Source organism: Stenotrophomonas testudinis (assembly GCF_024499815.1).
Classification (GTDB): Bacteria; Pseudomonadota; Gammaproteobacteria; order Xanthomonadales; family Xanthomonadaceae; genus Stenotrophomonas.
In genome coordinates, this window is the sequence record NZ_JAMOKY010000042.1 from 1 (window position 1) to 20,052 (window position 20,052).

Genomic DNA, 20,052 nt, shown 5'->3' on the forward strand with positions numbered 1-20,052 from the left:
CCCCCCCCCCCCCCCCCCCCCCCCCCCCCCCCCCCCCCCCCCCCCCCCCCCCCCCCCCCCCCCCCCCCCCACTACCCTGCGTCAACGAACGGGGTCGGCGCCCTTTGCCATGCAAAGGGATCCCACCCCGTTCTGCTTTCAGCGCTTGACCTTGCGCAGCGACACCACCAGCGCCCACAGCGCCAGCAGCGCGAACCACACGCCGGACCACATCGGCATGGTCATGCCCAGGAAGGTCCAGTCGATGTTGCCGCAGTTCCCGGTACCGGTCAGCACGGTGCGGAACACCTCCAGCGGGCCCATCGTCTCGCTCAGGAAGGCCAGCGGCGGGCCACAGGTGGAGCCCATTTCCGGCGGCAGCATCTGCACATACACGTGGCGCGCGGCAATGCCGAAGCCGACAGCGGCGGCGATGAAGGCGAGGATGCCGTAGGTCGCGCGACCTGGGCGGTTGGACGGGCCGTGCACGGCACCGATCAGGAACAGCAGGCCGAGCGCGGCGAACGCCAGGCGCTGGAAGATGCACAACGGACAGGGCTCCAGGCCCATCTTCAGCTGCAGGAAGATGGCGAAGCCGAGCAGGCCCACGCAGATCAGGAAGCCCAACAGGAACTGGGCGCGGAAGGGCCAGCGCAAAGGATTCATCGTCAACGCTCGTACGGATCAGGCGCCAAGCGTAACCGAGAGCGCGCCCCGTTCGAACCGCCACACGGCACGCCCGTCGGAACGGTGTGGGTCAGATCCCTTTGCGGGTAGCGCCGGGCCACGCCCGGCCAGCATAGCGGACATGGAAACGCCGGGCATGGCCCGGCGCTACCAGAACGCAAAAGCCCGGCAGAGGCCGGGCTTTCGCTGTGTCGCGTTGGAGCGGTCCGATTACTCGGCCACTTCCTCGGCCACGGCCGGACGGTCGACCAGCTCGACGTAGGCCATCGGAGCGTTGTCGCCGGCGCGGAAGCCGCACTTCAGCAGACGCAGGTAGCCGCCCGGACGGTTCGCGTAGCGCGGGCCCAGGATGGTGAACAGGTTGCCCACGGCTTCGTTGTCACGCAGACGGGCGAAGGCCAGACGGCGGTTGGCGACGGAGTCGACCTTGGCCAGGGTGATCAGCGGCTCGGCAACGCGGCGCAGTTCCTTGGCCTTCGGCAGGGTGGTCTTGATCAGCTCGTGCTTGAACAGCGAGGCGGCCATGTTCTTGAACATCGCTTCGCGGTGGGCGCTGGTGCGGTTGAACTTACGGCCAGACTTCATGTGACGCATGGTGATATTCCTTGGTTAATGATGAGGCTGTGTGGATCGTTGTCGCCATCCTGGCGTTGCTGCGCGGACTGCGGTTGGTCCTGGCCATCCGTCCTGGACGACCTGCCCGCGAACCTGTGGTTCGTCATGGCGATGTGTTGCTGCGTTGAAGGCCCCACCGCGAACGGTGGAGCCTCCAGGCATTCCCGATATCAGCCCAGCATGCCGTGGCTGGCGACGCCGGCCGGCGGCCAGTTCTCCAGCTTCATGCCGAGGGACAGGCCGCGCTGAGCCAGCACTTCCTTGATCTCGGTGAGCGACTTCTTGCCCAGGTTCGGGGTCTTCAGCAGCTCCACTTCGGTCTTCTGGATCAGATCGCCGATGTAGTAGATGCTTTCGGCCTTCAGGCAGTTGGCCGAACGCACGGTCAGCTCCAGATCGTCGATCGGGCGCAGCAGCACCGGATCCACGCCGTTGTTGGCCGGCTTGGCCGCACCGCGGTCGCGGTGGGTGAAGTCACCGAACACGGACAGCTGGTCGCTGAGGATGTCGGCGGCGGTGCGCACGGCTTCCTCGGCGTCGATGGTGCCGTTGGTCTCGATATCGATGACCAGCTTGTCCAGGTCGGTACGCTGTTCGACACGCGCCGCTTCCACGGCATAGGCGACGCGGCGGACCGGCGAGAACGAGGCATCCAGGACCAGACGGCCGATGGCACGGGTTTCTTCGTCCGGACGACGACGCGCGGCAGCCGGCTGGTAGCCGAAACCACGTTCGATCTTCAGACGCATGTTGATCGCCGTATCCTTGGTCAGGTGGCAGATCACGTGATCGCTGTTCAGGATCTCCACATTGTGGTCGACCTTGATGTCAGCAGCAGTGACAACGCCCGGACCCTGCTTGGACAGGGACAGGGTGGCGCTGTCGCCGGAATGCATACGGATGGCCACGTCCTTCAGGTTCAGCAGGACTTCGAGCACGTCCTCCTGCAGACCTTCGACCGTGGTGTACTCGTGCAACACGCCGTCGATTTCGACTTCCGTGATGGCGAAGCCCGGGATGGACGACAGCAGCACGCGACGCAGGGCATTACCCAGCGTATGCCCGTAACCCCGCTCCAAAGGTTCGATAACGACCTTTGCACGGGTGTCGGTAAGGCGTTCGATCTGCGGACCGCGAGGACGCAGAACCTGGTTGGCGGTAACCGTCATGTTGCGGGTTCTCCTAGTGAACCCCCGGCCGTCGCCGGGGGCTCTCCAATGTGAATTACTTCGAATACAGCTCGACGATCAGCGCTTCGTTGATGTCCGCAGGCAGATCCGAACGATCCGGAACAGCCTTGAAGATGCCGGTGAACTTGCCGGAATCCACTTCAACCCACGACGGGCTCAGGTCATGCTGGGCGGCGACGGTCAGGGCTTCCTGGACGCGCAGCTGCTTGGCAGCCTTTTCAGACAGAGCGATGGCGTCGCCAGCCTTGACCTGGTACGAAGCCAGGTTGACCGACTTGCCATTCACGGTGACGCCGCGGTGCGACACCAGCTGACGGGCAGCCGGACGGGTCACGGCGAAGCCCATGCGGTAGACGACGTTGTCCAGGCGGGTTTCCAGCAGCTGCAGCAGGTTCTCGCCGGTGTTGCCCTTCTTGGTCGAGGCCTTCTTGTAGTAGTTGCGGAACTGACGCTCCAGCAGGCCGTAGATACGCTTGACCTTCTGCTTTTCACGCAGCTGGGTGGCGTAGTCGGACAGCTTGCCCTTGCGGGCAGTGGCGCCATGCTGGCCGGGCTTCTGCTCCAGCTTGCACTTGGAGTCCAGCGCACGCGCCGGGCTCTTCAGGGACAGGTCGGCGCCTTCGCGACGGGCGAGCTTACAGGTAGGACCGATATAACGAGCCATTTCTTATCGCTCCCTTTAGACGCGACGCTTCTTCGGCGGACGGCACCCGTTGTGCGGGATAGGCGTCACGTCGATGATGTTGGTGATCTTGTAGCCGACGTTGTTCAACGAACGCACGGCCGACTCACGGCCCGGACCCGGACCCTTGATGCGGACTTCCAGCGACTTCACGCCGTAGTCCAGCGCAGCACGACCGGCCTTTTCAGCAGCCACCTGGGCAGCGAACGGGGTCGACTTGCGCGAACCGCGGAAGCCAGCGCCACCGGAGGTCGCCCACGACAGAGCGTTGCCCTGGCGGTCGGTGATGGTCACGATGGTGTTGTTGAACGAAGCGTGGACGTGGGCAACGCCGTCGGTGACGACGCGCTTGATCTTCTTCTTGGTCTTAGCAGCAGGCTTAGCCATTTATAGGTCCCTTACTTCCTGATCGCCTTGCGCGGGCCCTTGCGGGTGCGGGCGTTGGTACGGGTGCGCTGGCCACGCAGCGGCAGGCCGCGACGGTGACGCAGGCCGCGGTAGCAGCCCAGGTCCATCAGGCGCTTGATCGCGATGCCGATTTCACGGCGCAGATCGCCTTCCACGATGTACTTGCCGACTTCGGCGCGCAGGCGCTCGATTTCCGGCTCCGACAGATCGCGGATCTTGGTGGTCGAAGCAACGCCTGCGACTTCGCAGACCTTCTTCGAACGGGTACGGCCGATGCCGTAAATGCTTTGCAACCCGACCCAGACGTGCTTCTGGGCTGGCAGGTTGACGCCTGCAATACGCGCCATGACGCGGTTCTCCAGCTGAGTGATGGCCGACAGCGCGCCTCAGGCACGCCAATCCGGCAGGATGGATCAAAAAAGTGAACTAGCGATACTAACAAGGTTCCGGTTTACATGGAAGCCCGTGAAACAATGAAGTTTCATGGACCCGGCCTGGGGAGTGTGCCCAGGCTCCGGCGCCGGACAAGGTTGGACCTGGGTTTCCCCGGGGCCGCCCGCGCTACTCCAGCGCAGGACCACCTCGCCACACCCCCACCCGGAACCGCTGCGGGGGCCGCCCTTCGTTTGTGTGGCCAGAGTCCGCGAAGCGGAGGACCATCACGTCAGGAAGACGAAAGTATAACAGGCTTATCAGCCGCGGGCAAAACCGCCGCGGTTGCCGCCCTTCAGGTTGGCCTTCTTCAGAAGGCTCTCGTACTGGTGGGACATCAGGTGCGCCTGCACCTGGGCGATGAAGTCCATCACCACCACCACCACGATCAGCAGCGAAGTACCACCGAAGTAGAACGAAGCGTTCAGCTGCGTGCGCATCAGCTCCGGCAGCAGGCAGACGATAACCAGGTAAGCCGAACCGGCAGCGGTCAGGCGGGTCAGCACGCCGTCGATGTAGTCGGCGGTGGCCTTGCCCGGACGGATGCCCGGGATCAGCGCGCCCGACTTCTTCAGGTTGTCGGCGGTTTCCTGCGAGTTGAACACCAGCGCGGTATAGAAGAACGCAAAACCGGTGATCAGCGCAGCGAACACGATCATGTGCAGCGGCTCGCCCGGGCCCAGGGCGTTGGCGACCTTCTGCAGGGTCTGGCCGACCGCGCTCTGGTTGGCGGCCTGGCCGGACCACATGGCCAGGGTGGCCGGGAAGGCCAGCAGGCTCGAGGCGAAAATCGCCGGGATGACGCCGGCCATGTTCAGCTTCAGCGGCAGGAACGAGGTCTGGTTCATGTACGCGTTGCGACCGCCCTGGCGGCGCGCGTAGTTCACCGTGATCCGGCGCTGGCCGCGCTCGACGAACACCACGAAGAAGGTGAAGGCGAGGACGACGATGGCGATCAGCAGCAGCTGGATGAACTGGATGTTGCCGTCGCGGTAAGCGTCGAAGGTGTGGATGACAGCACCCGGCAGGCCCGCCACGATACCGGCAAAGATGATCAGCGACACGCCGTTGCCGATGCCGCGCTCGGTGACCTGCTCACCGACCCACATCAGGAACATGGTGCCGGCGGTCAACGCGACCACGGCAGTGAGCACGAAGCCCATGCCCGGTGCGTAGACGACCGGAGCGCCCGACGGTGCCACCTGGTTCTGCAGCGCCAGGGCGATCGAACCGCCCTGCACCACCGCCAGCAGCACGGCGCCGATGCGCGAATACTGGGTGATCTTGCGACGGCCGGACTCACCTTCCTTCTGCATCGCCTTCAGGGCGGGGAAGATGTGGGTGGCCAGCTGCATCACGATCGATGCCGAGATGTACGGCATCACGTTGAGCGCGAAGATGCTCAAACGGTGCAGGGCGCCGCCCGAGAACATGTTGAACATGTCCACGATGCCGCCGCCCTGCTGTTGCATCATGGCAAGCATGGCATCGGGATTGACGCCCGGCACCGGCACATAACAGCCGATGCGATAGACGATCAAAGCCCCGACGACGAACAGCAAACGTTGGCGAAGTTCAGTGAACTTGCCCATTCCGCCCGCGAGGTTACCGATGCCAGCTTGCGCCATGATTTTCTTACTCCGTCACGCTGCCGCCGGCAGCTTCGATTGCAGCCTTGGCACCGGCCGTGGCAGCAATACCCTTCAGGGTGAACGCCTTGGTCAGTTCGCCCTTGAGGACGACCTTGGCCTTCTTTGCAGTGCTCGGGACCAGCTTAGCAGCACGCAGGGCGGCGAAGTCGATCTCACCGGCCGGCAGCCTGTCCAGCGCGTACAGCAGCACTTCAGCGGTGTCCTTGGCGATCGGCGAACGGAAGCCGATCTTCGGCAGACGACGCTGCATGGGGGTCTGGCCGCCTTCGAAGCCAGCCTTGATCTTGCCGCCACCCTTACGGGCGAACGAACCCTTGTGGCCGCGGCCGGCAGTCTTGCCCAGGCCCGAGCCGATACCACGACCGACGCGGGTACGCTCGGTGCGGGCGCCCGGTGCCGGGCTCAGTTCATTGAGACGCAGAGTCATGATCGATTACTCCTCAACCTTGACGAGGTAGTGAACGGTGTTGATCAGACCGCGAACCTGCGGGCTGTCCTTCAGTTCACGGACATCGTTGAGCTTGTTCAGGCCCAGGGCACGCACCGACAGGCGGTGACGCGACTGGGTACCACGCAGGCCGCGCACCAGGCGCACCTTCACAGTCTTGTTGGACTCATTAGCCATGGTTGAGTTCCTCCACCTTCTTGCCGCGCTTGGCCGCGATGCGAGCCGGCGACTGCGCAGCAGACAGGCCCTTCACGGTGGCACGCACCAGGTTGATCGGGTTGCGCGAACCGGTGGCCTTGGCCAGCACGTTCTTCACGCCAACCGCTTCCAGCACGGCGCGCATGGCACCGCCGGCGATGACGCCGGTACCTTCGGAAGCAGGCTGCATGAACACGCGGGCTGCGCCGTGACCATCCTTGATGGTGTGCCACAGGGTGCCGTTGTTCAGGTCAACGCTGACCAGGTTCTTGCGAGCCTGTTCCATCGACTTCTGGATGGCGACCGGCACTTCGCGCGCCTTGCCATAACCGAAACCGACCTTGCCTTCGCCGTCGCCGACCACGGTCAGGGCGGTGAAGGTGAACTGGCGGCCACCCTTGACGGTCTTGCTGACGCGGTTGACCGCGACCAGCTTTTCGATCATGCCGTCGTCGACTTTCTCTTCGCGGTTACGGTCGCGATCGCGACCCCGCTGCTGACGTTCTTCTGCCATCTTGATTCCTTGGTAGTTTGGGTATGTACGGCTCGGGGCCGCTTATGGTTGTGGAGTACCGCGTTGGTACGGTGGGCCGCTGCAGAAGAGCGGCGCCGCCCCGCCTCACTCAGGCGGGCGAGCAGGCGGACAGGGGACGCGAGGTCCCCTGCCCTTGTCCCTTAGAACTGCAGGCCGGCTTCGCGGGCGGCTTCTGCCAGGGCCTTGATGCGGCCGTGGTAGCGGTAGCCCGAACGATCGAAGGCAACCTTCTCGACGCCGGCGGCCTTGGCGCGCTCAGCAACGATACGGCCAACCTTGGCGGCGGCATCGGCGTTCTTGCCGTTCTTCAGGCCTTCCATGACGTCGGTCTGGGTGGTATTGGCAGCAGCCAGCACCTTGGAACCGTCAGCGGTGAAGACCTGGGCGTACAGGTGCTGGCCGGTGCGCAGCACCGACAGGCGGGCAACGCCGAGCTCACGGATGTGGGCGCGGGTCGACTTGGCGCGACGCAGGCGGGCGATGTTCTTGTTCATGATTTTTTTCCCTTGAAAGCGGAAGAGCCTGATTAGGCCTTCTTGGCTTCCTTACGGATGATGACTTCGTCGGAGTACTTCACGCCCTTGCCCTTGTACGGTTCCGGCTTGCGGAACGCACGGATCTTGGCGGCGACTTCACCGACGACCTGCTTGTCAGCGCCCTGCACCAGAATTTCGGTCTGGGTCGGGGTGGTGATGGTGATGCCTTCCGGCGCCACGAACACGATCGGGTGCGAGTAACCGAGCGACAGGCTCAGGTCCTTGCCCTGCATGGCAGCACGGTAACCCACGCCGACCAGCTCCAGCTTGCGCTCGAAGCCTTCGGACACACCCTTGACCATGTTGGCCAGAATGGCGCGGACGGTGCCGGTCAGCGGGACCAGGTCAGCGTTCTCGGTGCTCAGGGTGGCAACGCCGTTGTCGACGTTGATGGCAATGCCAGCCGGCTTCGGCAGCGACAGGGTGCCCTTCGGGCCCTTGACGGTGACGGAATCGGCCTGGACGTTCAGTTCAGTCTTACCCAGGGTGACGGGCTTCTTGGCTACGCGGGACATAGTATTACTCCTTTCGCCTTAGGCCACGAAGCACAGGACTTCGCCGCCGACGCCCAGCTGGCGCGCCTGCGCATCAGTCATGATGCCCTTGGAGGTGGAAATGATGGAGATGCCCAGGCCATTCATGACCTTCGGCAGCTCGCTCTTGCCGCGGTACTGGCGCAGACCCGAACGCGAGAAGCGCTTCAGGGTCGCGATGACCGGCTTGCCTTCGAAATACTTCAGCACGATTTCCAGCTCGGACTTGTTGTTTTCCAGCTGGGTCACGCGCAGGTCGGTGATGTAACCCTCGTCCTTCAGGACCTGGGCGATCGCAACCTTGATCTTGGACGACGGGGCTTTCACCGTCTGCTTGCCAACCGCGGCCGCATTCTTGATGCGGACCAGCAGGTCGGCGATGGGATCAGTCATGCTCATATGAGTACCTTTGAGTGCACCGATATCCGCTTTCGCGAAAATCTGTTGTCTCCTGGAAACGGGCCAGGCCCCTTGTTGCGGCAGGCCATTGGACTGCCCTGCTACCCCGTTTGCACAGAGCAAGACGCGGGAGTATACGCCAAAAGAGCCCGGCTTGCGCCGGGCTCCCTGCTTTTTTGCATTGGGGAAGCTGAATGCCTCCCCTGCCCGGTTCAGGAACCCCCGAAGGGGCTCCTGATCACAGGGCCGGCTGGGATTACCAGCTGGCCTTGCGCAGACCCGGGACGTCGCCACGCATGGTGGCTTCGCGCAGCTTGTTACGGCCCAGGCCGAACTTGCTGTAGACGCCACGCGGACGACCCGACAGTTCGCAACGGTTGCGGTGGCGGCTCGGCGACGAATCGCGCGGCAGCTTGGCCAGCTTGGTTGCGGCGTCGATCTTCTCTTCGTAGGTCGCGTCCACGGAGGACACGATCTTCTTCAGAGCCGCACGCTTCTCAGCGTACTTCTTTGCCAGCTTTTCCCGCTTGATGTCGCGGTTGACCATGGAGGTCTTTGCCATTTCGGATTCCTCGACGGATCAGTTACGGAACGGGAACTTGAACGCTGCAAGCAGCGCCTTCGCTTCCGCATCGGTCTTCGCAGTGGTGGTGATGGCGATATCCATGCCGCGGATCGCGTCGACAGCGTCGAAGTCGATTTCCGGGAAGATGATCTGTTCCTTCACACCCATGTTGAAGTTGCCGCGACCGTCGAAGGAACGACCGGACACACCACGGAAGTCGCGCACGCGCGGCAGCGAGATGTTGATCAGGCGATCCAGGAACTCGTACATCTTGTGGCGACGCAGCGTGGTCTTGCAGCCGATCGGCCAACCATCACGGATCTTGAACGACGCAACCGACACACGCGACTTGGTGACAACCGGCTTCTGGCCGGAAATCTTGGTCATGTCGCCGACGGCGTTTTCCAGGATCTTCTTGTTGGTGGCCGCTTCGCCGACACCCATGTTCAGGGTGACCTTGACAAGCTTCGGCACTTCCATCGGATTGGTGTAACCGAACTGCTTCATCAGCGCCGGTACCACTTCTTCCTTGTAGAACTTTTCGAGACGGGAACTCATCTTCTCATTCCTCAGGCGTCGAGCGCCTCACCGCTGGAGCGGAACACACGCAGTTTGCGTCCATCCTCCAGCACCTTAAAGCCAACGCGTTCGCCCTTGCCCGAAGCCGGGTTCAGCACATTCACGTTGGAGATATGGATCGAAGCTTCGCGCTCGACCACGCCGCCGGCAACACCTGCCTGCGGGTTCGGCTTGGTGTGGCGCTTGACGATGTTCACGTTGCCGACGACCACACGGTCGCCGTCGACGCGGACGACTTCGCCCTGCTTGCCCTTGTCCTTGCCAGCGTTGACGACAACCTGGTCGCCCTTCTTGATACGGTTAGCCATGATTATCTCCTGTCGCTCACAGCACTTCGGGAGCGAGCGAGACGATCTTCATGAACTTCTCCGAACGAAGTTCACGAGTCACCGGCCCGAAGATACGGGTGCCGATCGGCTCCTGCTTGTTGTTCAGCAGGACGGCAGCGTTGCCGTCGAAGCGGATCAGCGAACCGTCGGCGCGACGCACACCCTTGCGGGTACGCACAACGACGGCGTCATACACTTCACCCTTCTTGACCTTGCCGCGCGGAATCGCATCCTTCACGGTGACCTTGATGATGTCGCCGATGCCGGCGTAACGGCGCTTGGAACCACCCAGCACCTTGAAGCACATCACCTGCTTGGCACCCGAATTGTCCGCGACGTCAAGGTAGCTCTGCATCTGGATCATGATTCAGCTCCTTATTCAGCCGCGCGCGTGATGACTTCCACCACGCGCCAGTTCTTGGTCTTGGACATCGGAGCAATCTCGGTCACGCGGACGACATCGCCTTCCTTGCAGGCGTTGTCGGCATCGTGGGCGTGCAGCTTCGTCGAGCGCTTGATGTACTTGCCGTACAGCGCGTGCTTGACCTGACGCTCAACCAGGACGGTAACCGTCTTGTCCATCTTGTTGCTGACCACACGGCCTTCGACCGTGCGCAGCGCTTTGTTTTCGATATTGTCGCTCATAGCGGCCGTCCTTACTTCGTGCTGCCGAGCAGCGTCTTGACGCGAGCAATCTCGCGACGGACGCGGCGGATATCGTGAGTCTTCGGCAGCTGGCCGGTGACCTGCTGCATACGGACAGAGAACTGTTCCTTACGCAGGTCGATCAGGTGGGCCTTCAGTTCGTCAGCCGACTTTTCACGGAGAGTTTTCAGTTCCATCAGCGCACCGTCCGGGTCACGAAAGTGGTGGTGACCGAGAGCTTGGCGGCGGCCAGGCGGAACGCCTCGCGTGCCACTTCCTCCGAGACACCCTCGATTTCATAGATCATGCGGCCGGGCTGGATCTGGGCCACCCAGTATTCCACGTTGCCCTTACCCGAACCCATTCGAACTTCGATGGGCTTCTTGGTGATGGGCTTGTCGGGGAACACACGGATCCACATCTTGCCGCCGCGCTTCACGTAGCGGCTGATCGAGCGGCGGGCCGCTTCGATCTGACGCGCGGTCAGCTGACCGTGGGCGGTTGCCTTGAGGCCGTATTCGCCGAAGCTGACAGCGTTGGCGCTCCAGCTCAGGCCGTCGTTACGGCCCTTGTGCACCTTGCGGTACTTGGTTCGCTTGGGTTGCAACATTGTCGTTACCTCGCTTCACGAGCCGGGCGCTGACGGTCACCGCGGTCGCCGCGATCGTGACGATCGTTGCGCGACGGGGTGTCGTCCTGCTTTTCCTGGCCAACCTGGGAGAAATCGAAGACCTCGCCCTTGTAGATCCAGACCTTGATGCCGATGATGCCGTAGGTCGTCTTGGCTTCAGCGAAGCCATAGTCGATGTCGGCACGCAGGGTGTGCAGCGGCACGCGGCCTTCGCGGTACCACTCCGAACGGGCGATTTCTGCACCGTTGAGGCGGCCACCCACGTTGACCTTGATGCCCAGGGCACCCAGGCGCATCGCGTTGCCGACCGAGCGCTTCATGGCGCGGCGGAACATGATGCGGCGCTCCAGCTGCTGGGCGATCGACTCGGCAACGAGCTGAGCGTCCAGTTCCGGCTTGCGCACTTCGGTGACGTTGATGTGCGCCGGGACGCCCATCATCTCGCTCACTTCCTTGCGCAGCTTCTCGATGTCCTCACCGCGCTTGCCGATCACCACGCCCGGACGGGCGGTGTGGATCGTCACGCGAGCGGTCTTGGCCGGACGCTCGATCAGGATCTTGCTGATGCCGGCCTGAGCCAGCTTCTTGCGCAGCATTTCGCGCACTTTCAGGTCGGCTGCCAGGTAACCAGCGAACTCGGCCTTGTTGGCGTACCACTTGGAGTTCCAGTCCTTGGAAATGCCGAGGCGGATACCAATCGGATGAACTTTATGACCCATGGTCTTTTCCTTATCCGCTTACTTGGCGGCGCCCACAACCACAGTGATGTGGCTGGTGCGCTTGAGGATGCGGGTACCGCGGCCTTTCGCCCGCGCCATGAAACGCTTCAGGGTCGGACCTTCATCAACCATGATGGTCTGAACCTTCAGCTCGTCGACGTCGGCGCCCTGGTTGTTCTCGGCATTTGCAATAGCCGACTCCACCACCTTCTTGATCAGGTGGGCAGCCTTCTTGTCCGAGAACTTCAGCAGGTTGACCGCACGTTCGGCCGGCAGACCGCGCACCTGGTCAGCGACCAGACGAGCCTTCTGCGGGGAGATGCGCGCAGTGCGCAGGATGGCTTTCGCTTCCATTGTCATCTCTCCTTACTTACCCGACTTCTTGTCACCACCGTGACCCTTGAAGGTCCGGGTGATGGCAAATTCGCCGAGCTTGTGGCCGACCATGTTCTCGTTGACGAGAACCGGGATGTGGTTCTTGCCGTTATGCACGGCAATGGTGACGCCTACCATGTCAGGCAGGATCATCGAACGACGCGACCAGGTCTTGATCGGACGCTTGCTACCCGCAGCGGCAGCCACCTTAGCAACCAGGTGGTGATCGACAAACGGGCCCTTCTTGAGTGAACGTGCCATGGTCGATTAGCCCCTACGATCGCGGACGATGAACTGCTGAGTGCGCTTGTTATGGCGCGTCTTGTAACCCTTGGTCGGGACACCCCAGGGGGTGACCGGATGCGGATTACCCTGGCCGGCCTTGGCCTCACCACCACCGTGCGGGTGGTCAACCGGGTTCATGGCAGCACCACGAACGGTCGGGCGGACGCCGCGCCAACGCTTGGCACCGGCCTTGCCCAGCTTTTCCAGGCTGTGCTCGTCGTTGCCGACTTCACCGATGGTGGCGCAGCACTCGACCGGAACCTTACGCATTTCACCCGAGCGCAGGCGCAGGGTGGCGTAGATGCCTTCGCGGGCAACCAGCTGCACGGCCGCACCAGCGGCGCGGGCGATCTGAGCGCCCTTGCCGGGCTTCAGTTCGATGCAGTGGATGGTGGTACCGACCGGGATGTTGCGCAGCGGCAGGGTGTTACCAGCCTTGATCGGGGCGTCCGAACCAGCGATCACCTGATCACCAGCCTTCAGACCCTTCGGGGCGATGATGTAACGACGCTCGCCGTCGACGTAGCACAGCAGGGCGATGTGGGCGGTGCGGTTCGGATCGTATTCGATGCGTTCCACGCGCGCCGGGATGCCCAGCTTGTTGCGCTTGAAGTCGATGATGCGGTAGTGCTGCTTGGCACCACCACCGACGTGACGCACGGTGATGCGGCCATGGTGGTTACGACCACCCGAGCGGCTCTGCGACTCGACCAGTGCGGCGTGCGGAGCACCCTTGTGCAGGTCGGGGGTAACCACGCGCACGGCCGAACGGCGACCGGGGGAAGTGGGCTTGAATTTCATCAATGGCATGGGATGTACCTCAGGCCTTGGCCGTTACATCGATCGACTGGCCGTCGGCCAGGCGAACGTACGCCTTGCGCCAATCGCCGCGGCGGCCAGCACGGTTACGGAAGGACTTGTTCTTGCCCTTGACGTTGACCACGTTGACAGCCTCGACCTTGACGCCGAACAGCTGCTCGACCGCGGCCTTTACATCGGCTTTGGTGGCTTCGTTCGAAACTTCGAAGGCATACTGGTTGGAAAGTTCCTGAATGCGAGCGGTCTTTTCGGAGACACGCGGGGCACGCAGCACGCTGAAGATTTTTTCGTTGCTGTTCATGCCAGCCACTCCTCGACCTTCTTGACCGCATCAGCGGTGATGACGACCGTGTCGGCACCGACCAGCGACACCGGGTCCAGACCCTGGACGTCACGCACCTGCACGTACGGCAGATTGCGGGCGGACAGGTACAGGTGCTCGGAGGCTTCTTCAGTGACGATCAGCGGGCGCTTGCCCACTTCCAGGCCGGCCAGCTTGGCAATCAGACCCTTCGTGTTGGTCACTTCGACATCGAAGGACTCCACGATGGTCAGACGGCCCTGACGGTTCAGCTCGGACAGGATCGCGCACATGGCGGCACGGTACTGCTTACGATTGACCTTCTGCTCGAAGCTGCGCGGCTTTGCCGCGAAGGTGACACCGCCGCCGACGAAGATCGGAGCCGTCAGTGCGCCATGACGCGCGCCGCCGCCCTTCTGCTTCTTCGACTTCTTGGTGGTACCTGCCACTTCGGAGCGAGTCTTCTGCGCCTTGGTGCCGGCGCGACCGGCGTTGCGGTAAGCAACGACGACCTGGTGGACCAGATCTTCGCTGAAATCGCGACCGAACACGGCGTCGGAGACCGAGACCTTGTTGTTGCTACCCGTGATAACGAGTTCCATCGTCATCTCTCCTTATGCCTTGCTCGCCGGACGGACGATCACGTCGCCACCCGCCGCACCCGGAACGGCGCCGCGAACCGCGATCAGACCGCGCTCCACGTCGACCTTGACCACTTCCAGGTTCTGCGTGCTCTGCTGCACTGCGCCCATGTGGCCCGACATCTTCTTGCCCGGGAAAACGCGACCCGGGGTCTGGCGCTGGCCCAAGGAACCCGGCGCGCGATGCGACAGCGAGTTACCGTGGGTTGCATCGCCCATACGGAAGTTGTAGCGCTTGATGGTGCCCTGGAAGCCCTTACCCTTGGTGACACCCTGGACGTCGACGATCTGGCCGACTTCGAAGATGTCCGCCTTGACTTCGCCGCCAACGGCGAAATCGCCGAGCTGCGCGTCTTCAACGCGGAATTCCCACAGGCCACGACCCGCTTCCACCTTCGCCTTGGCGAAGTGGCCGGCTTCCGGCTTGTTGACCAGGGCAGCGCGACGAGCGCCGACGGTCACCTGCACGGCGCTGTAGCCGTCGGTTTCGACGGTCTTGATCTGCGCGATGCGGTTGGGGGTTGCTTCGATCAGGGTCACCGGGATGGAGCGGCCATCTTCGGTGAACACACGGCTCATGCCGGCCTTGCGGCCCACGAAGCCCAACGAATACTTCTTCGTCATGGTCGTAGTCCTCAGGTCAGCTTGATCTGAACGTCGACGCCGGCAGCCAGTTCGAGCTTCATCAGCGCGTCCACGGTCTTGTCATTCGGGTCAACGATATCGAGCACGCGCTTGTGCGTGCGGGTCTCGTACTGGTCACGCGCGTCCTTGTCGACGTGCGGGGAGACGAGGATGGTGTAACGCTCGATCTTGGTCGGCAGCGGGATCGGGCCACGCACTTGCGCGCCGGTCCGCTTGGCCGTCTCAACGATCTCGCTGGCCGAACGGTCGATCAGACGATGATCGAACGCTTTCAGCCGGATCCGGATCTTTTGGTCCGCCATGGCGGTAGGTTCCTTCGTTAAAAGAGCGACAGACAAAGCCTCTGGGTTGCTTTGTCCCATGAAATCCCTGAATACGGACGGCCCGCACTCCTGCAGGCCGACAAGGTCAATCCGTAGACCTCAAAAACGTAGGCAGACCTAGAAACAGGCCTGCCCAGACGACGAAGCATAATGGCACGCAAGGCAGCTGTCAACAGTTTCCTGTTGACGCCGCCTGAATGGCATTGACCCTTCCTGGTCCGGGGAACACAAGGCACATCCTGTGCCTACTTTCCCGTTTGATACGCCCCGATGCCCTACCCAGGCAACATCGGGGCGCAGAGTGTAGCAGATTACTCGATGATGGTGGAGACCACACCGGCGCCGACGGTACGGCCACCTTCGCGGATTGCGAAGCGCAGGCCGGCGTCCATGGCGACCGGGTTGATCAGGGTGACAACCATCTTGATGTTGTCGCCCGGCATCACCATCTCGACGCCTTCCGGCAGCTCAACCGCACCGGTGATGTCGGTGGTACGGAAGTAGAACTGCGGACGGTAGCCCTTGAAGAACGGGGTGTGACGGCCGCCTTCGTCCTTCGACAGCACGTAGACTTCGGCGTCGAACTTGGTGTGCGGCTTGATCGAACCCGGCTTGGCCAGAACCTGGCCGCGCTCGACGTCGTCACGCTTGGTGCCGCGCAGCAGCAGACCGGCGTTGTCGCCTGCCTGGCCCTGGTCCAGCAGCTTGCGGAACATTTCGACGCCGGTCACGGTGGTCTTCTGCACCGGACGGATGCCGACGATTTCGATTTCCTCGCCGACCTTGATCACGCCGCGCTCGATACGACCGGTCACCACGGTGCCGCGGCCCGAGATCGAGAACACGTCTTCCACCGGCATCAGGAACGGCTTGTCGACGTCACGCTCCGGGGTCGGGATCCAGCTGTCGAGAGCATCGACCAGCTTGATCACGGCCGGCACGCCGATGTCGCTCTGGTCGCCTTCCAGCGCCAGGCGGGCCGAACCCGAGATGATCGGGGTGTCGTCGCCCGGGAAGTCGTACTTGCTCAGCAGCTCGCGGACTTCCATTTCGACCAGTTCCAGCAGCTCGGCATCGTCAACCATGTCGGCCTTGTTCAGGAACACGACGATGTACGGCACGCCGACCTGACGCGACAGCAGGATGTGCTCGCGGGTCTGCGGCATCGGACCATCAGCGGCCGAGCACACCAGGATCGCGCCGTCCATCTGGGCGGCACCGGTGATCATGTTCTTGACGTAGTCAGCGTGGCCCGGGCAATCGACGTGGGCGTAGTGACGGGTGGTGGATTCGTATTCGACGTGCGCGGTCGAGATCGTGATGCCACGAGCCTTCTCTTCCGGAGCGGCGTCGATCGCCGAGTAGTCCTTGAACTCGCCGCCGAAGCGCTCGGCGCCGATCTTGGTCAGCGCGGCGGTCAGCGTGGTCTTGCCATGATCGACGTGACCGATGGTGCCGACGTTGACGTGCGGCTTGGTGCGCTCGAACTTACCCTTTGCCATTGTTGTATCCCTTGATTGTCGTAAGTGGTTTCAGGAGAGGCTGAGCGAGGCTCAGCCCTTCTTCATGACGGCTTCGGCGATGTTGTTCGGCGCCGGCTCGTAATGGTCGAATTCCATGGTGAAGGTGGCGCGGCCCTGGGTCTGCGAACGCAGCGCAGTGGCGTAACCGAACATTTCACCCAGCGGGATCATCGCGTTGATGATCGAAGCGGAGCCGTCACCGGTGGTGTCCGAACCCTGCAGCACGCCGCGACGACGGCTCACGTCGCCCATCACGTCACCCTGGTAATCCTCCGGGGTCACGATCTCGACCTTCATGATCGGCTCCAGCAGAACCGGCTTGGCCTTGGCGAAGCCCTGCTTGAAGGCCATCGACGATGCCAGCTTGAACGCCATTTCCGAGGAGTCGACGTCGTGGTAAGAACCGAAGACCAGCTTGACCTTCACGTCCACCACCGGGAAGCCAGCCAGCGGACCGCTGGTGATGGTTTCGCGCAGGCCCTTTTCGATCGACGGGATGAATTCCTTCGGAATCACACCACCGGTGATGTCGTTGATGAACAGGAAGTCGTCCTTGATCAGCGGAGCGATCTTGGCATCGGCACGGTCTTCAGCGGTGATCGGCGACAGTTCGATCACGACGTGACCGTACTGACCCTTACCACCGGACTGCTTGGCGTGCTTGTAGTCCGACTTCACGTCAGCCAGGGTGATGGTTTCGCGGTAGGCCACCTGCGGCGCGCCGACGTTGGCTTCAACGTTGAACTCGCGCTTCAGGCGGTCGACGATGATGTCCAGGTGCAGCTCGCCCATGCCCGAGATAATGGTCTGGCCGGATTCTTCGTCGGTCTTGACGCGGAACGACGGATCTTCCTGCGCGAGACGGCCCAGGGCCAGACCCATCTTTTCCTGGTCCGACTTGGTCTTCGGCTCGACAGCCATCGAGATCACCGGCTCCGGGAACGTCATGCGCTCCAGGATGATCGGCTGGTCGATCGAGCACAGGGTGTCACCGGTGGTGGTGTCCTTCAGGCCCACGGCAGCGGCGATGTCACCGGCCAGAACTTCCTTGATTTCTTCGCGGTTGTTCGAGTGCATCTGCAGGATGCGACCGATGCGCTCCTTCTTGCCCTTCACCGAGTTCAGGACGGTGTCGCCACCGTTCAGGGTGCCCGAGTAGACACGGAAGAAGGTCAGCGCGCCGACGAACGGGTCGGTGATGATCTTGAAGGCCAGCGACGAGAACGGAGCCTTGTCGTCGGACTTGCGGGTCATGGCGACGTTTTCGTCATCCACGTCGGTACCGGTCACGTCCGGCACGTCGACCGGCGACGGCAGCAACTGGATCACGCCGTCGAGCATGGCCTGCACGCCCTTGTTCTTGAACGCCGAACCGCAGTACATCGGGACGATTTCGGTGGCCAGGGTACGGGTACGCAGCGCGTTGATGATTTCAGCCTCGGCCAGCTCTTCGCCGCCCAGGTACTTTTCCATCAGCTCTTCGCTGGCTTCAGCCGCGGTTTCGATCATGAAGGTACGGGCTTCTTCAGCCTTTTCCTGCAGGTCGGCCGGGATTTCGCCGTATTCGAACTTCATGCCCTGCGAGGCTTCATCCCAATGGATGGCCTTCATCTTCAGCAGGTCGACGACGCCCTTGAAGCCATCCTCGGCACCGATCGGCAGCTGCATCGGCACGGCGACAGCGCCGAGCTTGGCCTTCAGCTGGTCACGGACCTTGTAGAAGTTGGCGCCGGTGCGGTCCATCTTGTTGACGAACGCAATGCGCGGCACCTTGTAACGGTTGGCCTGGCGCCACACGGTCTCCGACTGCGGCTGCACGCCACCGACGGCACACAGCACGAACACCGCGCCATCCAGCACGCGCAGCGAACGCTCGACTTCGATGGTGAAGTCAACGTGCCCGGGGGTGTCGATGATGTTGAAGCGGTGCTCCGGCAGGGACTTGTCCATGCCCTTCCAGAACGCGGTGGTGGCAGCGGACTGGATCGTGATGCCACGCTCCTGCTCCTGCTCCATCCAGTCCATGGTGGCGGCGCCGTCGTGCACTTCACCGATCTTGTGGCTCTTGCCGGTGTAGAACAGGATGCGCTCGGACGTGGTGGTCTTGCCGGCATCGATGTGAGCCATGATGCCGAAGTTACGGTAACGCTCGATGGGAGTGGAACGGGCCACGGGGAGCCTCTCAGATTTCTTGGATTTCGGATGGCCGAACGCCGCCTTGCGGCGGCCTTCGGATTGGCGCAGCCCTTCCGGGGCCGCGAGGCAGCACCGATGTGGTGCTGCCCTGCCTGTTTTACAAGGCCGTCAAACTCACCAGCGGTAGTGGGCGAAGGCCTTGTTGGCTTCGGCCATGCGGTGGGTTTCTTCGCGCTTCTTGATGGCGCCGCCACGGTTTTCCGAGGCGTCGATCAGTTCAGCAGCCAGCTTCTTCGGCATGGTGTTCTCACCACGCTTGCGCGCGGAGTCGATCAGCCAGCGCATGGCCAGAGCCATCTTGCGCGAGGCACGCACTTCGACCGGCACCTGGTAGGTGGCACCACCGACACGGCGCGACTTCACTTCGACCGCCGGAGCGACGTTGTCCAGAGCCTTCTGCACCAGCTCGATCGAGTTGGCGTTCTTCTCGGCGATGACGTCCATGGCACCGTACACGATCTTCTCAGCGACCGACTTCTTGCCGCTCAGCATGACCATGTTGATGAAACGGGCGATGGTTTCGCTTCCGTGCTTCGGATCCGGCAGGACGGAACGCTGCGGAGTATTACCCTTACGCGACATAGTGGTCTCTCCTTATGCCTTCGGACGCTTGGCGCCGTACTTGGAACGGGCCTGGCGACGCTTGGCAACGCCGGCGGCGTCGAGCGAGCCACGAACGGTGTGGTAACGCACACCCGGCAGATCCTTCACGCGACCGCCACGGATCAGGACCACGGAGTGCTCCTGCAGGTTGTGGCCTTCGCCGCCGATGTAGGAAATGACTTCTTCCTGGTTGGTCAGGCGGACCTTGGCAACCTTACGGAGAGCCGAGTTCGGCTTCTTCGGGGTGGTGGTGTAAACGCGCGTACAGACGCCACGGCGCTGCGGGCACTTGTCGAGCGCCGGCGAGGCACTCTTGTACGTAGTAGCTTGCCGCGGCTTGCGGACCAGCTGGTTGATCGTCGCCATCAGTAGGTTCTTCTGATTGGTGGCCGGAAATCCGGCCAGAGATGCGGAAATGTTAAAGCAGGCCAAAATTCTGGCCTGCTGAGACAGACGATTGTAGCAACCTGTCAGGAAAGCAGTCAAACGCCTCCTGTCAAGCCCGTCCCTGATCCTGGAACGTTACTGGGGAGCCTCCGTGCACCCCGTTCAGGTTGACCGGGTGGATCGCGGACGATC

General features: G+C 62.6%; 32 protein-coding genes. All 32 read right to left on the reverse strand.

Annotation, left to right across the window (positions count from 1 at the left end):
* Positions 1 to 138: 138 nt before the first annotated feature.
* The 32 genes from NQ204_RS16955 to rpsL all read right to left on the reverse strand — a co-directional run bounded on the left by NQ204_RS16955 (position 139) and on the right by rpsL (position 19,839).
* Positions 139 to 645 carry a disulfide bond formation protein B gene (locus NQ204_RS16955; RefSeq protein WP_108767854.1) on the reverse strand — a complete coding sequence of 169 codons (507 nt, stop codon included), beginning with the start codon at positions 643 to 645 and terminating at the stop codon, positions 139 to 141.
* A 231-nt stretch (positions 646 to 876) separates the two neighbouring features.
* Positions 877 to 1,260: a 50S ribosomal protein L17 gene (rplQ, locus tag NQ204_RS16960; RefSeq protein WP_079220763.1), complete on the reverse strand. Its 384-nt coding sequence runs from the start codon at positions 1,258 to 1,260 to the stop codon at positions 877 to 879.
* Positions 1,261 to 1,451: 191 nt separating this feature from the next.
* Positions 1,452 to 2,450, reverse strand: coding sequence for a DNA-directed RNA polymerase subunit alpha (locus tag NQ204_RS16965; protein WP_079220762.1), 999 nt, complete (start codon positions 2,448 to 2,450; stop codon positions 1,452 to 1,454).
* 55 nt (positions 2,451 to 2,505) lie between these two features.
* Positions 2,506 to 3,135, reverse strand: a complete 630-nt coding sequence (rpsD, locus tag NQ204_RS16970; protein WP_004145446.1) for a 30S ribosomal protein S4 — start codon at positions 3,133 to 3,135, stop codon at positions 2,506 to 2,508.
* Positions 3,136 to 3,150: 15 nt separating this feature from the next.
* Positions 3,151 to 3,540, reverse strand: a complete 390-nt coding sequence (gene rpsK / locus NQ204_RS16975) for a 30S ribosomal protein S11 (protein WP_004145443.1) — start codon at positions 3,538 to 3,540, stop codon at positions 3,151 to 3,153.
* An 11-nt stretch (positions 3,541 to 3,551) separates the two neighbouring features.
* On the reverse strand, positions 3,552 to 3,908 hold the full coding sequence (gene rpsM / locus NQ204_RS16980; RefSeq protein ID WP_004145437.1) for a 30S ribosomal protein S13: 357 nt from the start codon (positions 3,906 to 3,908) through the stop codon (positions 3,552 to 3,554).
* A 345-nt stretch (positions 3,909 to 4,253) separates the two neighbouring features.
* Entirely contained in the window at positions 4,254 to 5,621 is a 1,368-nt protein-coding gene (gene secY, locus NQ204_RS16985) for a preprotein translocase subunit SecY (RefSeq protein WP_079220761.1), read from the reverse strand.
* Between the two features lie 7 nt (positions 5,622 to 5,628).
* Positions 5,629 to 6,072 (reverse strand): 50S ribosomal protein L15, encoded by a 444-nt coding sequence (gene rplO / locus NQ204_RS16990; RefSeq protein WP_116864877.1) that lies wholly within the window; start codon positions 6,070 to 6,072, stop codon positions 5,629 to 5,631.
* Positions 6,073 to 6,078: 6 nt separating this feature from the next.
* Entirely contained in the window at positions 6,079 to 6,270 is a 192-nt protein-coding gene (gene rpmD / locus NQ204_RS16995; protein ID WP_004154497.1) for a 50S ribosomal protein L30, read from the reverse strand.
* Positions 6,263 to 6,805, reverse strand: a complete 543-nt coding sequence (rpsE, locus tag NQ204_RS17000) for a 30S ribosomal protein S5 (protein ID WP_004145411.1) — start codon at positions 6,803 to 6,805, stop codon at positions 6,263 to 6,265. Before rpsE ends, rpmD begins: the two co-directional genes overlap by 8 nt.
* 161 nt (positions 6,806 to 6,966) lie before the next feature.
* Positions 6,967 to 7,320, reverse strand: coding sequence for a 50S ribosomal protein L18 (gene rplR, locus NQ204_RS17005; RefSeq protein ID WP_005408212.1), 354 nt, complete (start codon positions 7,318 to 7,320; stop codon positions 6,967 to 6,969).
* A 32-nt stretch (positions 7,321 to 7,352) separates the two neighbouring features.
* Positions 7,353 to 7,877, reverse strand: coding sequence for a 50S ribosomal protein L6 (gene rplF / locus NQ204_RS17010; RefSeq protein WP_108767852.1), 525 nt, complete (start codon positions 7,875 to 7,877; stop codon positions 7,353 to 7,355).
* An 18-nt stretch (positions 7,878 to 7,895) separates the two neighbouring features.
* Positions 7,896 to 8,294, reverse strand: a complete 399-nt coding sequence (rpsH, locus tag NQ204_RS17015; RefSeq protein WP_005408210.1) for a 30S ribosomal protein S8 — start codon at positions 8,292 to 8,294, stop codon at positions 7,896 to 7,898.
* Positions 8,295 to 8,550: 256 nt separating this feature from the next.
* The gene (gene rpsN / locus NQ204_RS17020) at positions 8,551 to 8,856 is read right to left on the reverse strand and encodes a 30S ribosomal protein S14 (RefSeq protein WP_079220758.1); all 306 of its coding nucleotides are present in this window, start codon (positions 8,854 to 8,856) and stop codon (positions 8,551 to 8,553) included.
* Positions 8,857 to 8,874: 18 nt separating this feature from the next.
* Positions 8,875 to 9,417, reverse strand: a complete 543-nt coding sequence (rplE, locus tag NQ204_RS17025; protein ID WP_079220757.1) for a 50S ribosomal protein L5 — start codon at positions 9,415 to 9,417, stop codon at positions 8,875 to 8,877.
* A gap of 11 nt (positions 9,418 to 9,428) precedes the next feature.
* The gene (gene rplX, locus NQ204_RS17030; protein WP_079220756.1) at positions 9,429 to 9,746 is read right to left on the reverse strand and encodes a 50S ribosomal protein L24; all 318 of its coding nucleotides are present in this window, start codon (positions 9,744 to 9,746) and stop codon (positions 9,429 to 9,431) included.
* Between the two features lie 16 nt (positions 9,747 to 9,762).
* Positions 9,763 to 10,131, reverse strand: a complete 369-nt coding sequence (gene rplN, locus NQ204_RS17035) for a 50S ribosomal protein L14 (protein WP_010483978.1) — start codon at positions 10,129 to 10,131, stop codon at positions 9,763 to 9,765.
* A gap of 11 nt (positions 10,132 to 10,142) precedes the next feature.
* Complete coding sequence (rpsQ, locus tag NQ204_RS17040) at positions 10,143 to 10,412, reverse strand: 30S ribosomal protein S17 (RefSeq protein WP_079220755.1); 270 nt, start codon at positions 10,410 to 10,412, stop codon at positions 10,143 to 10,145.
* An 11-nt stretch (positions 10,413 to 10,423) separates the two neighbouring features.
* Complete coding sequence (gene rpmC, locus NQ204_RS17045) at positions 10,424 to 10,609, reverse strand: 50S ribosomal protein L29 (RefSeq protein WP_004145353.1); 186 nt, start codon at positions 10,607 to 10,609, stop codon at positions 10,424 to 10,426.
* A complete protein-coding gene (gene rplP, locus NQ204_RS17050) occupies positions 10,609 to 11,022 on the reverse strand; it encodes a 50S ribosomal protein L16 (RefSeq protein WP_004154486.1) in 414 nt (137 codons plus the stop codon). The genes rpmC and rplP overlap by 1 nt, the downstream gene beginning before the upstream one ends.
* A 5-nt stretch (positions 11,023 to 11,027) precedes the next feature.
* On the reverse strand, positions 11,028 to 11,762 hold the full coding sequence (gene rpsC, locus NQ204_RS17055; RefSeq protein WP_004145350.1) for a 30S ribosomal protein S3: 735 nt from the start codon (positions 11,760 to 11,762) through the stop codon (positions 11,028 to 11,030).
* Positions 11,763 to 11,780: 18 nt separating this feature from the next.
* On the reverse strand, positions 11,781 to 12,116 hold the full coding sequence (rplV, locus tag NQ204_RS17060; RefSeq protein WP_004145348.1) for a 50S ribosomal protein L22: 336 nt from the start codon (positions 12,114 to 12,116) through the stop codon (positions 11,781 to 11,783).
* Positions 12,117 to 12,128: 12 nt separating this feature from the next.
* A complete protein-coding gene (gene rpsS / locus NQ204_RS17065; protein ID WP_004145340.1) occupies positions 12,129 to 12,398 on the reverse strand; it encodes a 30S ribosomal protein S19 in 270 nt (89 codons plus the stop codon).
* A 6-nt stretch (positions 12,399 to 12,404) separates the two neighbouring features.
* Positions 12,405 to 13,232, reverse strand: a complete 828-nt coding sequence (rplB, locus tag NQ204_RS17070) for a 50S ribosomal protein L2 (protein ID WP_004145339.1) — start codon at positions 13,230 to 13,232, stop codon at positions 12,405 to 12,407.
* 10 nt (positions 13,233 to 13,242) lie between these two features.
* Entirely contained in the window at positions 13,243 to 13,542 is a 300-nt protein-coding gene (rplW, locus tag NQ204_RS17075; protein WP_079220754.1) for a 50S ribosomal protein L23, read from the reverse strand.
* Positions 13,539 to 14,144: a 50S ribosomal protein L4 gene (gene rplD / locus NQ204_RS17080; protein WP_004145337.1), complete on the reverse strand. Its 606-nt coding sequence runs from the start codon at positions 14,142 to 14,144 to the stop codon at positions 13,539 to 13,541. Before rplD ends, rplW begins: the two co-directional genes overlap by 4 nt.
* Positions 14,145 to 14,156: 12 nt before the next feature.
* Entirely contained in the window at positions 14,157 to 14,807 is a 651-nt protein-coding gene (rplC, locus tag NQ204_RS17085; RefSeq protein ID WP_025879301.1) for a 50S ribosomal protein L3, read from the reverse strand.
* A gap of 11 nt (positions 14,808 to 14,818) precedes the next feature.
* Entirely contained in the window at positions 14,819 to 15,130 is a 312-nt protein-coding gene (rpsJ, locus tag NQ204_RS17090) for a 30S ribosomal protein S10 (protein WP_010341589.1), read from the reverse strand.
* Between the two features lie 332 nt (positions 15,131 to 15,462).
* Entirely contained in the window at positions 15,463 to 16,653 is a 1,191-nt protein-coding gene (tuf, locus tag NQ204_RS17095; protein WP_079220745.1) for an elongation factor Tu, read from the reverse strand.
* A gap of 51 nt (positions 16,654 to 16,704) precedes the next feature.
* Complete coding sequence (fusA, locus tag NQ204_RS17100; RefSeq protein ID WP_116863894.1) at positions 16,705 to 18,846, reverse strand: elongation factor G; 2,142 nt, start codon at positions 18,844 to 18,846, stop codon at positions 16,705 to 16,707.
* A gap of 138 nt (positions 18,847 to 18,984) precedes the next feature.
* Positions 18,985 to 19,452, reverse strand: a complete 468-nt coding sequence (rpsG, locus tag NQ204_RS17105) for a 30S ribosomal protein S7 (protein WP_108767848.1) — start codon at positions 19,450 to 19,452, stop codon at positions 18,985 to 18,987.
* Positions 19,453 to 19,464: 12 nt separating this feature from the next.
* Positions 19,465 to 19,839, reverse strand: a complete 375-nt coding sequence (gene rpsL / locus NQ204_RS17110) for a 30S ribosomal protein S12 (protein ID WP_004145320.1) — start codon at positions 19,837 to 19,839, stop codon at positions 19,465 to 19,467.
* Between the last annotated feature and the right edge of the window lie 213 nt (positions 19,840 to 20,052).

Coding starts and splice junctions, on each gene's coding strand:
- NQ204_RS16955 (WP_108767854.1), bottom strand. CDS start 645: ATGAATCCTTTGCGCTGGCCCTTCCGCGCCCAGTTCCTGTTGGGCTTC.
- rplQ (WP_079220763.1), bottom strand. CDS start 1,260: ATGCGTCACATGAAGTCTGGCCGTAAGTTCAACCGCACCAGCGCCCAC.
- NQ204_RS16965 (WP_079220762.1), bottom strand. CDS start 2,450: ATGACGGTTACCGCCAACCAGGTTCTGCGTCCTCGCGGTCCGCAGATC.
- rpsD (WP_004145446.1), bottom strand. CDS start 3,135: ATGGCTCGTTATATCGGTCCTACCTGTAAGCTCGCCCGTCGCGAAGGC.
- rpsK (WP_004145443.1), bottom strand. CDS start 3,540: ATGGCTAAGCCTGCTGCTAAGACCAAGAAGAAGATCAAGCGCGTCGTC.
- rpsM (WP_004145437.1), bottom strand. CDS start 3,908: ATGGCGCGTATTGCAGGCGTCAACCTGCCAGCCCAGAAGCACGTCTGG.
- secY (WP_079220761.1), bottom strand. CDS start 5,621: ATGGCGCAAGCTGGCATCGGTAACCTCGCGGGCGGAATGGGCAAGTTC.
- rplO (WP_116864877.1), bottom strand. CDS start 6,072: ATGACTCTGCGTCTCAATGAACTGAGCCCGGCACCGGGCGCCCGCACC.
- rpmD (WP_004154497.1), bottom strand. CDS start 6,270: ATGGCTAATGAGTCCAACAAGACTGTGAAGGTGCGCCTGGTGCGCGGC.
- rpsE (WP_004145411.1), bottom strand. CDS start 6,805: ATGGCAGAAGAACGTCAGCAGCGGGGTCGCGATCGCGACCGTAACCGC.
- rplR (WP_005408212.1), bottom strand. CDS start 7,320: ATGAACAAGAACATCGCCCGCCTGCGTCGCGCCAAGTCGACCCGCGCC.
- rplF (WP_108767852.1), bottom strand. CDS start 7,877: ATGTCCCGCGTAGCCAAGAAGCCCGTCACCCTGGGTAAGACTGAACTG.
- rpsH (WP_005408210.1), bottom strand. CDS start 8,294: ATGAGCATGACTGATCCCATCGCCGACCTGCTGGTCCGCATCAAGAAT.
- rpsN (WP_079220758.1), bottom strand. CDS start 8,856: ATGGCAAAGACCTCCATGGTCAACCGCGACATCAAGCGGGAAAAGCTG.
- rplE (WP_079220757.1), bottom strand. CDS start 9,417: ATGAGTTCCCGTCTCGAAAAGTTCTACAAGGAAGAAGTGGTACCGGCG.
- rplX (WP_079220756.1), bottom strand. CDS start 9,746: ATGGCTAACCGTATCAAGAAGGGCGACCAGGTTGTCGTCAACGCTGGC.
- rplN (WP_010483978.1), bottom strand. CDS start 10,131: ATGATCCAGATGCAGAGCTACCTTGACGTCGCGGACAATTCGGGTGCC.
- rpsQ (WP_079220755.1), bottom strand. CDS start 10,412: ATGAGCGACAATATCGAAAACAAAGCGCTGCGCACGGTCGAAGGCCGT.
- rpmC (WP_004145353.1), bottom strand. CDS start 10,609: ATGGAACTGAAAACTCTCCGTGAAAAGTCGGCTGACGAACTGAAGGCC.
- rplP (WP_004154486.1), bottom strand. CDS start 11,022: ATGTTGCAACCCAAGCGAACCAAGTACCGCAAGGTGCACAAGGGCCGT.
- rpsC (WP_004145350.1), bottom strand. CDS start 11,762: ATGGGTCATAAAGTTCATCCGATTGGTATCCGCCTCGGCATTTCCAAG.
- rplV (WP_004145348.1), bottom strand. CDS start 12,116: ATGGAAGCGAAAGCCATCCTGCGCACTGCGCGCATCTCCCCGCAGAAG.
- rpsS (WP_004145340.1), bottom strand. CDS start 12,398: ATGGCACGTTCACTCAAGAAGGGCCCGTTTGTCGATCACCACCTGGTT.
- rplB (WP_004145339.1), bottom strand. CDS start 13,232: ATGCCATTGATGAAATTCAAGCCCACTTCCCCCGGTCGCCGTTCGGCC.
- rplW (WP_079220754.1), bottom strand. CDS start 13,542: ATGAACAGCAACGAAAAAATCTTCAGCGTGCTGCGTGCCCCGCGTGTC.
- rplD (WP_004145337.1), bottom strand. CDS start 14,144: ATGGAACTCGTTATCACGGGTAGCAACAACAAGGTCTCGGTCTCCGAC.
- rplC (WP_025879301.1), bottom strand. CDS start 14,807: ATGACGAAGAAGTATTCGTTGGGCTTCGTGGGCCGCAAGGCCGGCATG.
- rpsJ (WP_010341589.1), bottom strand. CDS start 15,130: ATGGCGGACCAAAAGATCCGGATCCGGCTGAAAGCGTTCGATCATCGT.
- tuf (WP_079220745.1), bottom strand. CDS start 16,653: ATGGCAAAGGGTAAGTTCGAGCGCACCAAGCCGCACGTCAACGTCGGC.
- rpsG (WP_108767848.1), bottom strand. CDS start 19,452: ATGTCGCGTAAGGGTAATACTCCGCAGCGTTCCGTCCTGCCGGATCCG.
- rpsL (WP_004145320.1), bottom strand. CDS start 19,839: ATGGCGACGATCAACCAGCTGGTCCGCAAGCCGCGGCAAGCTACTACG.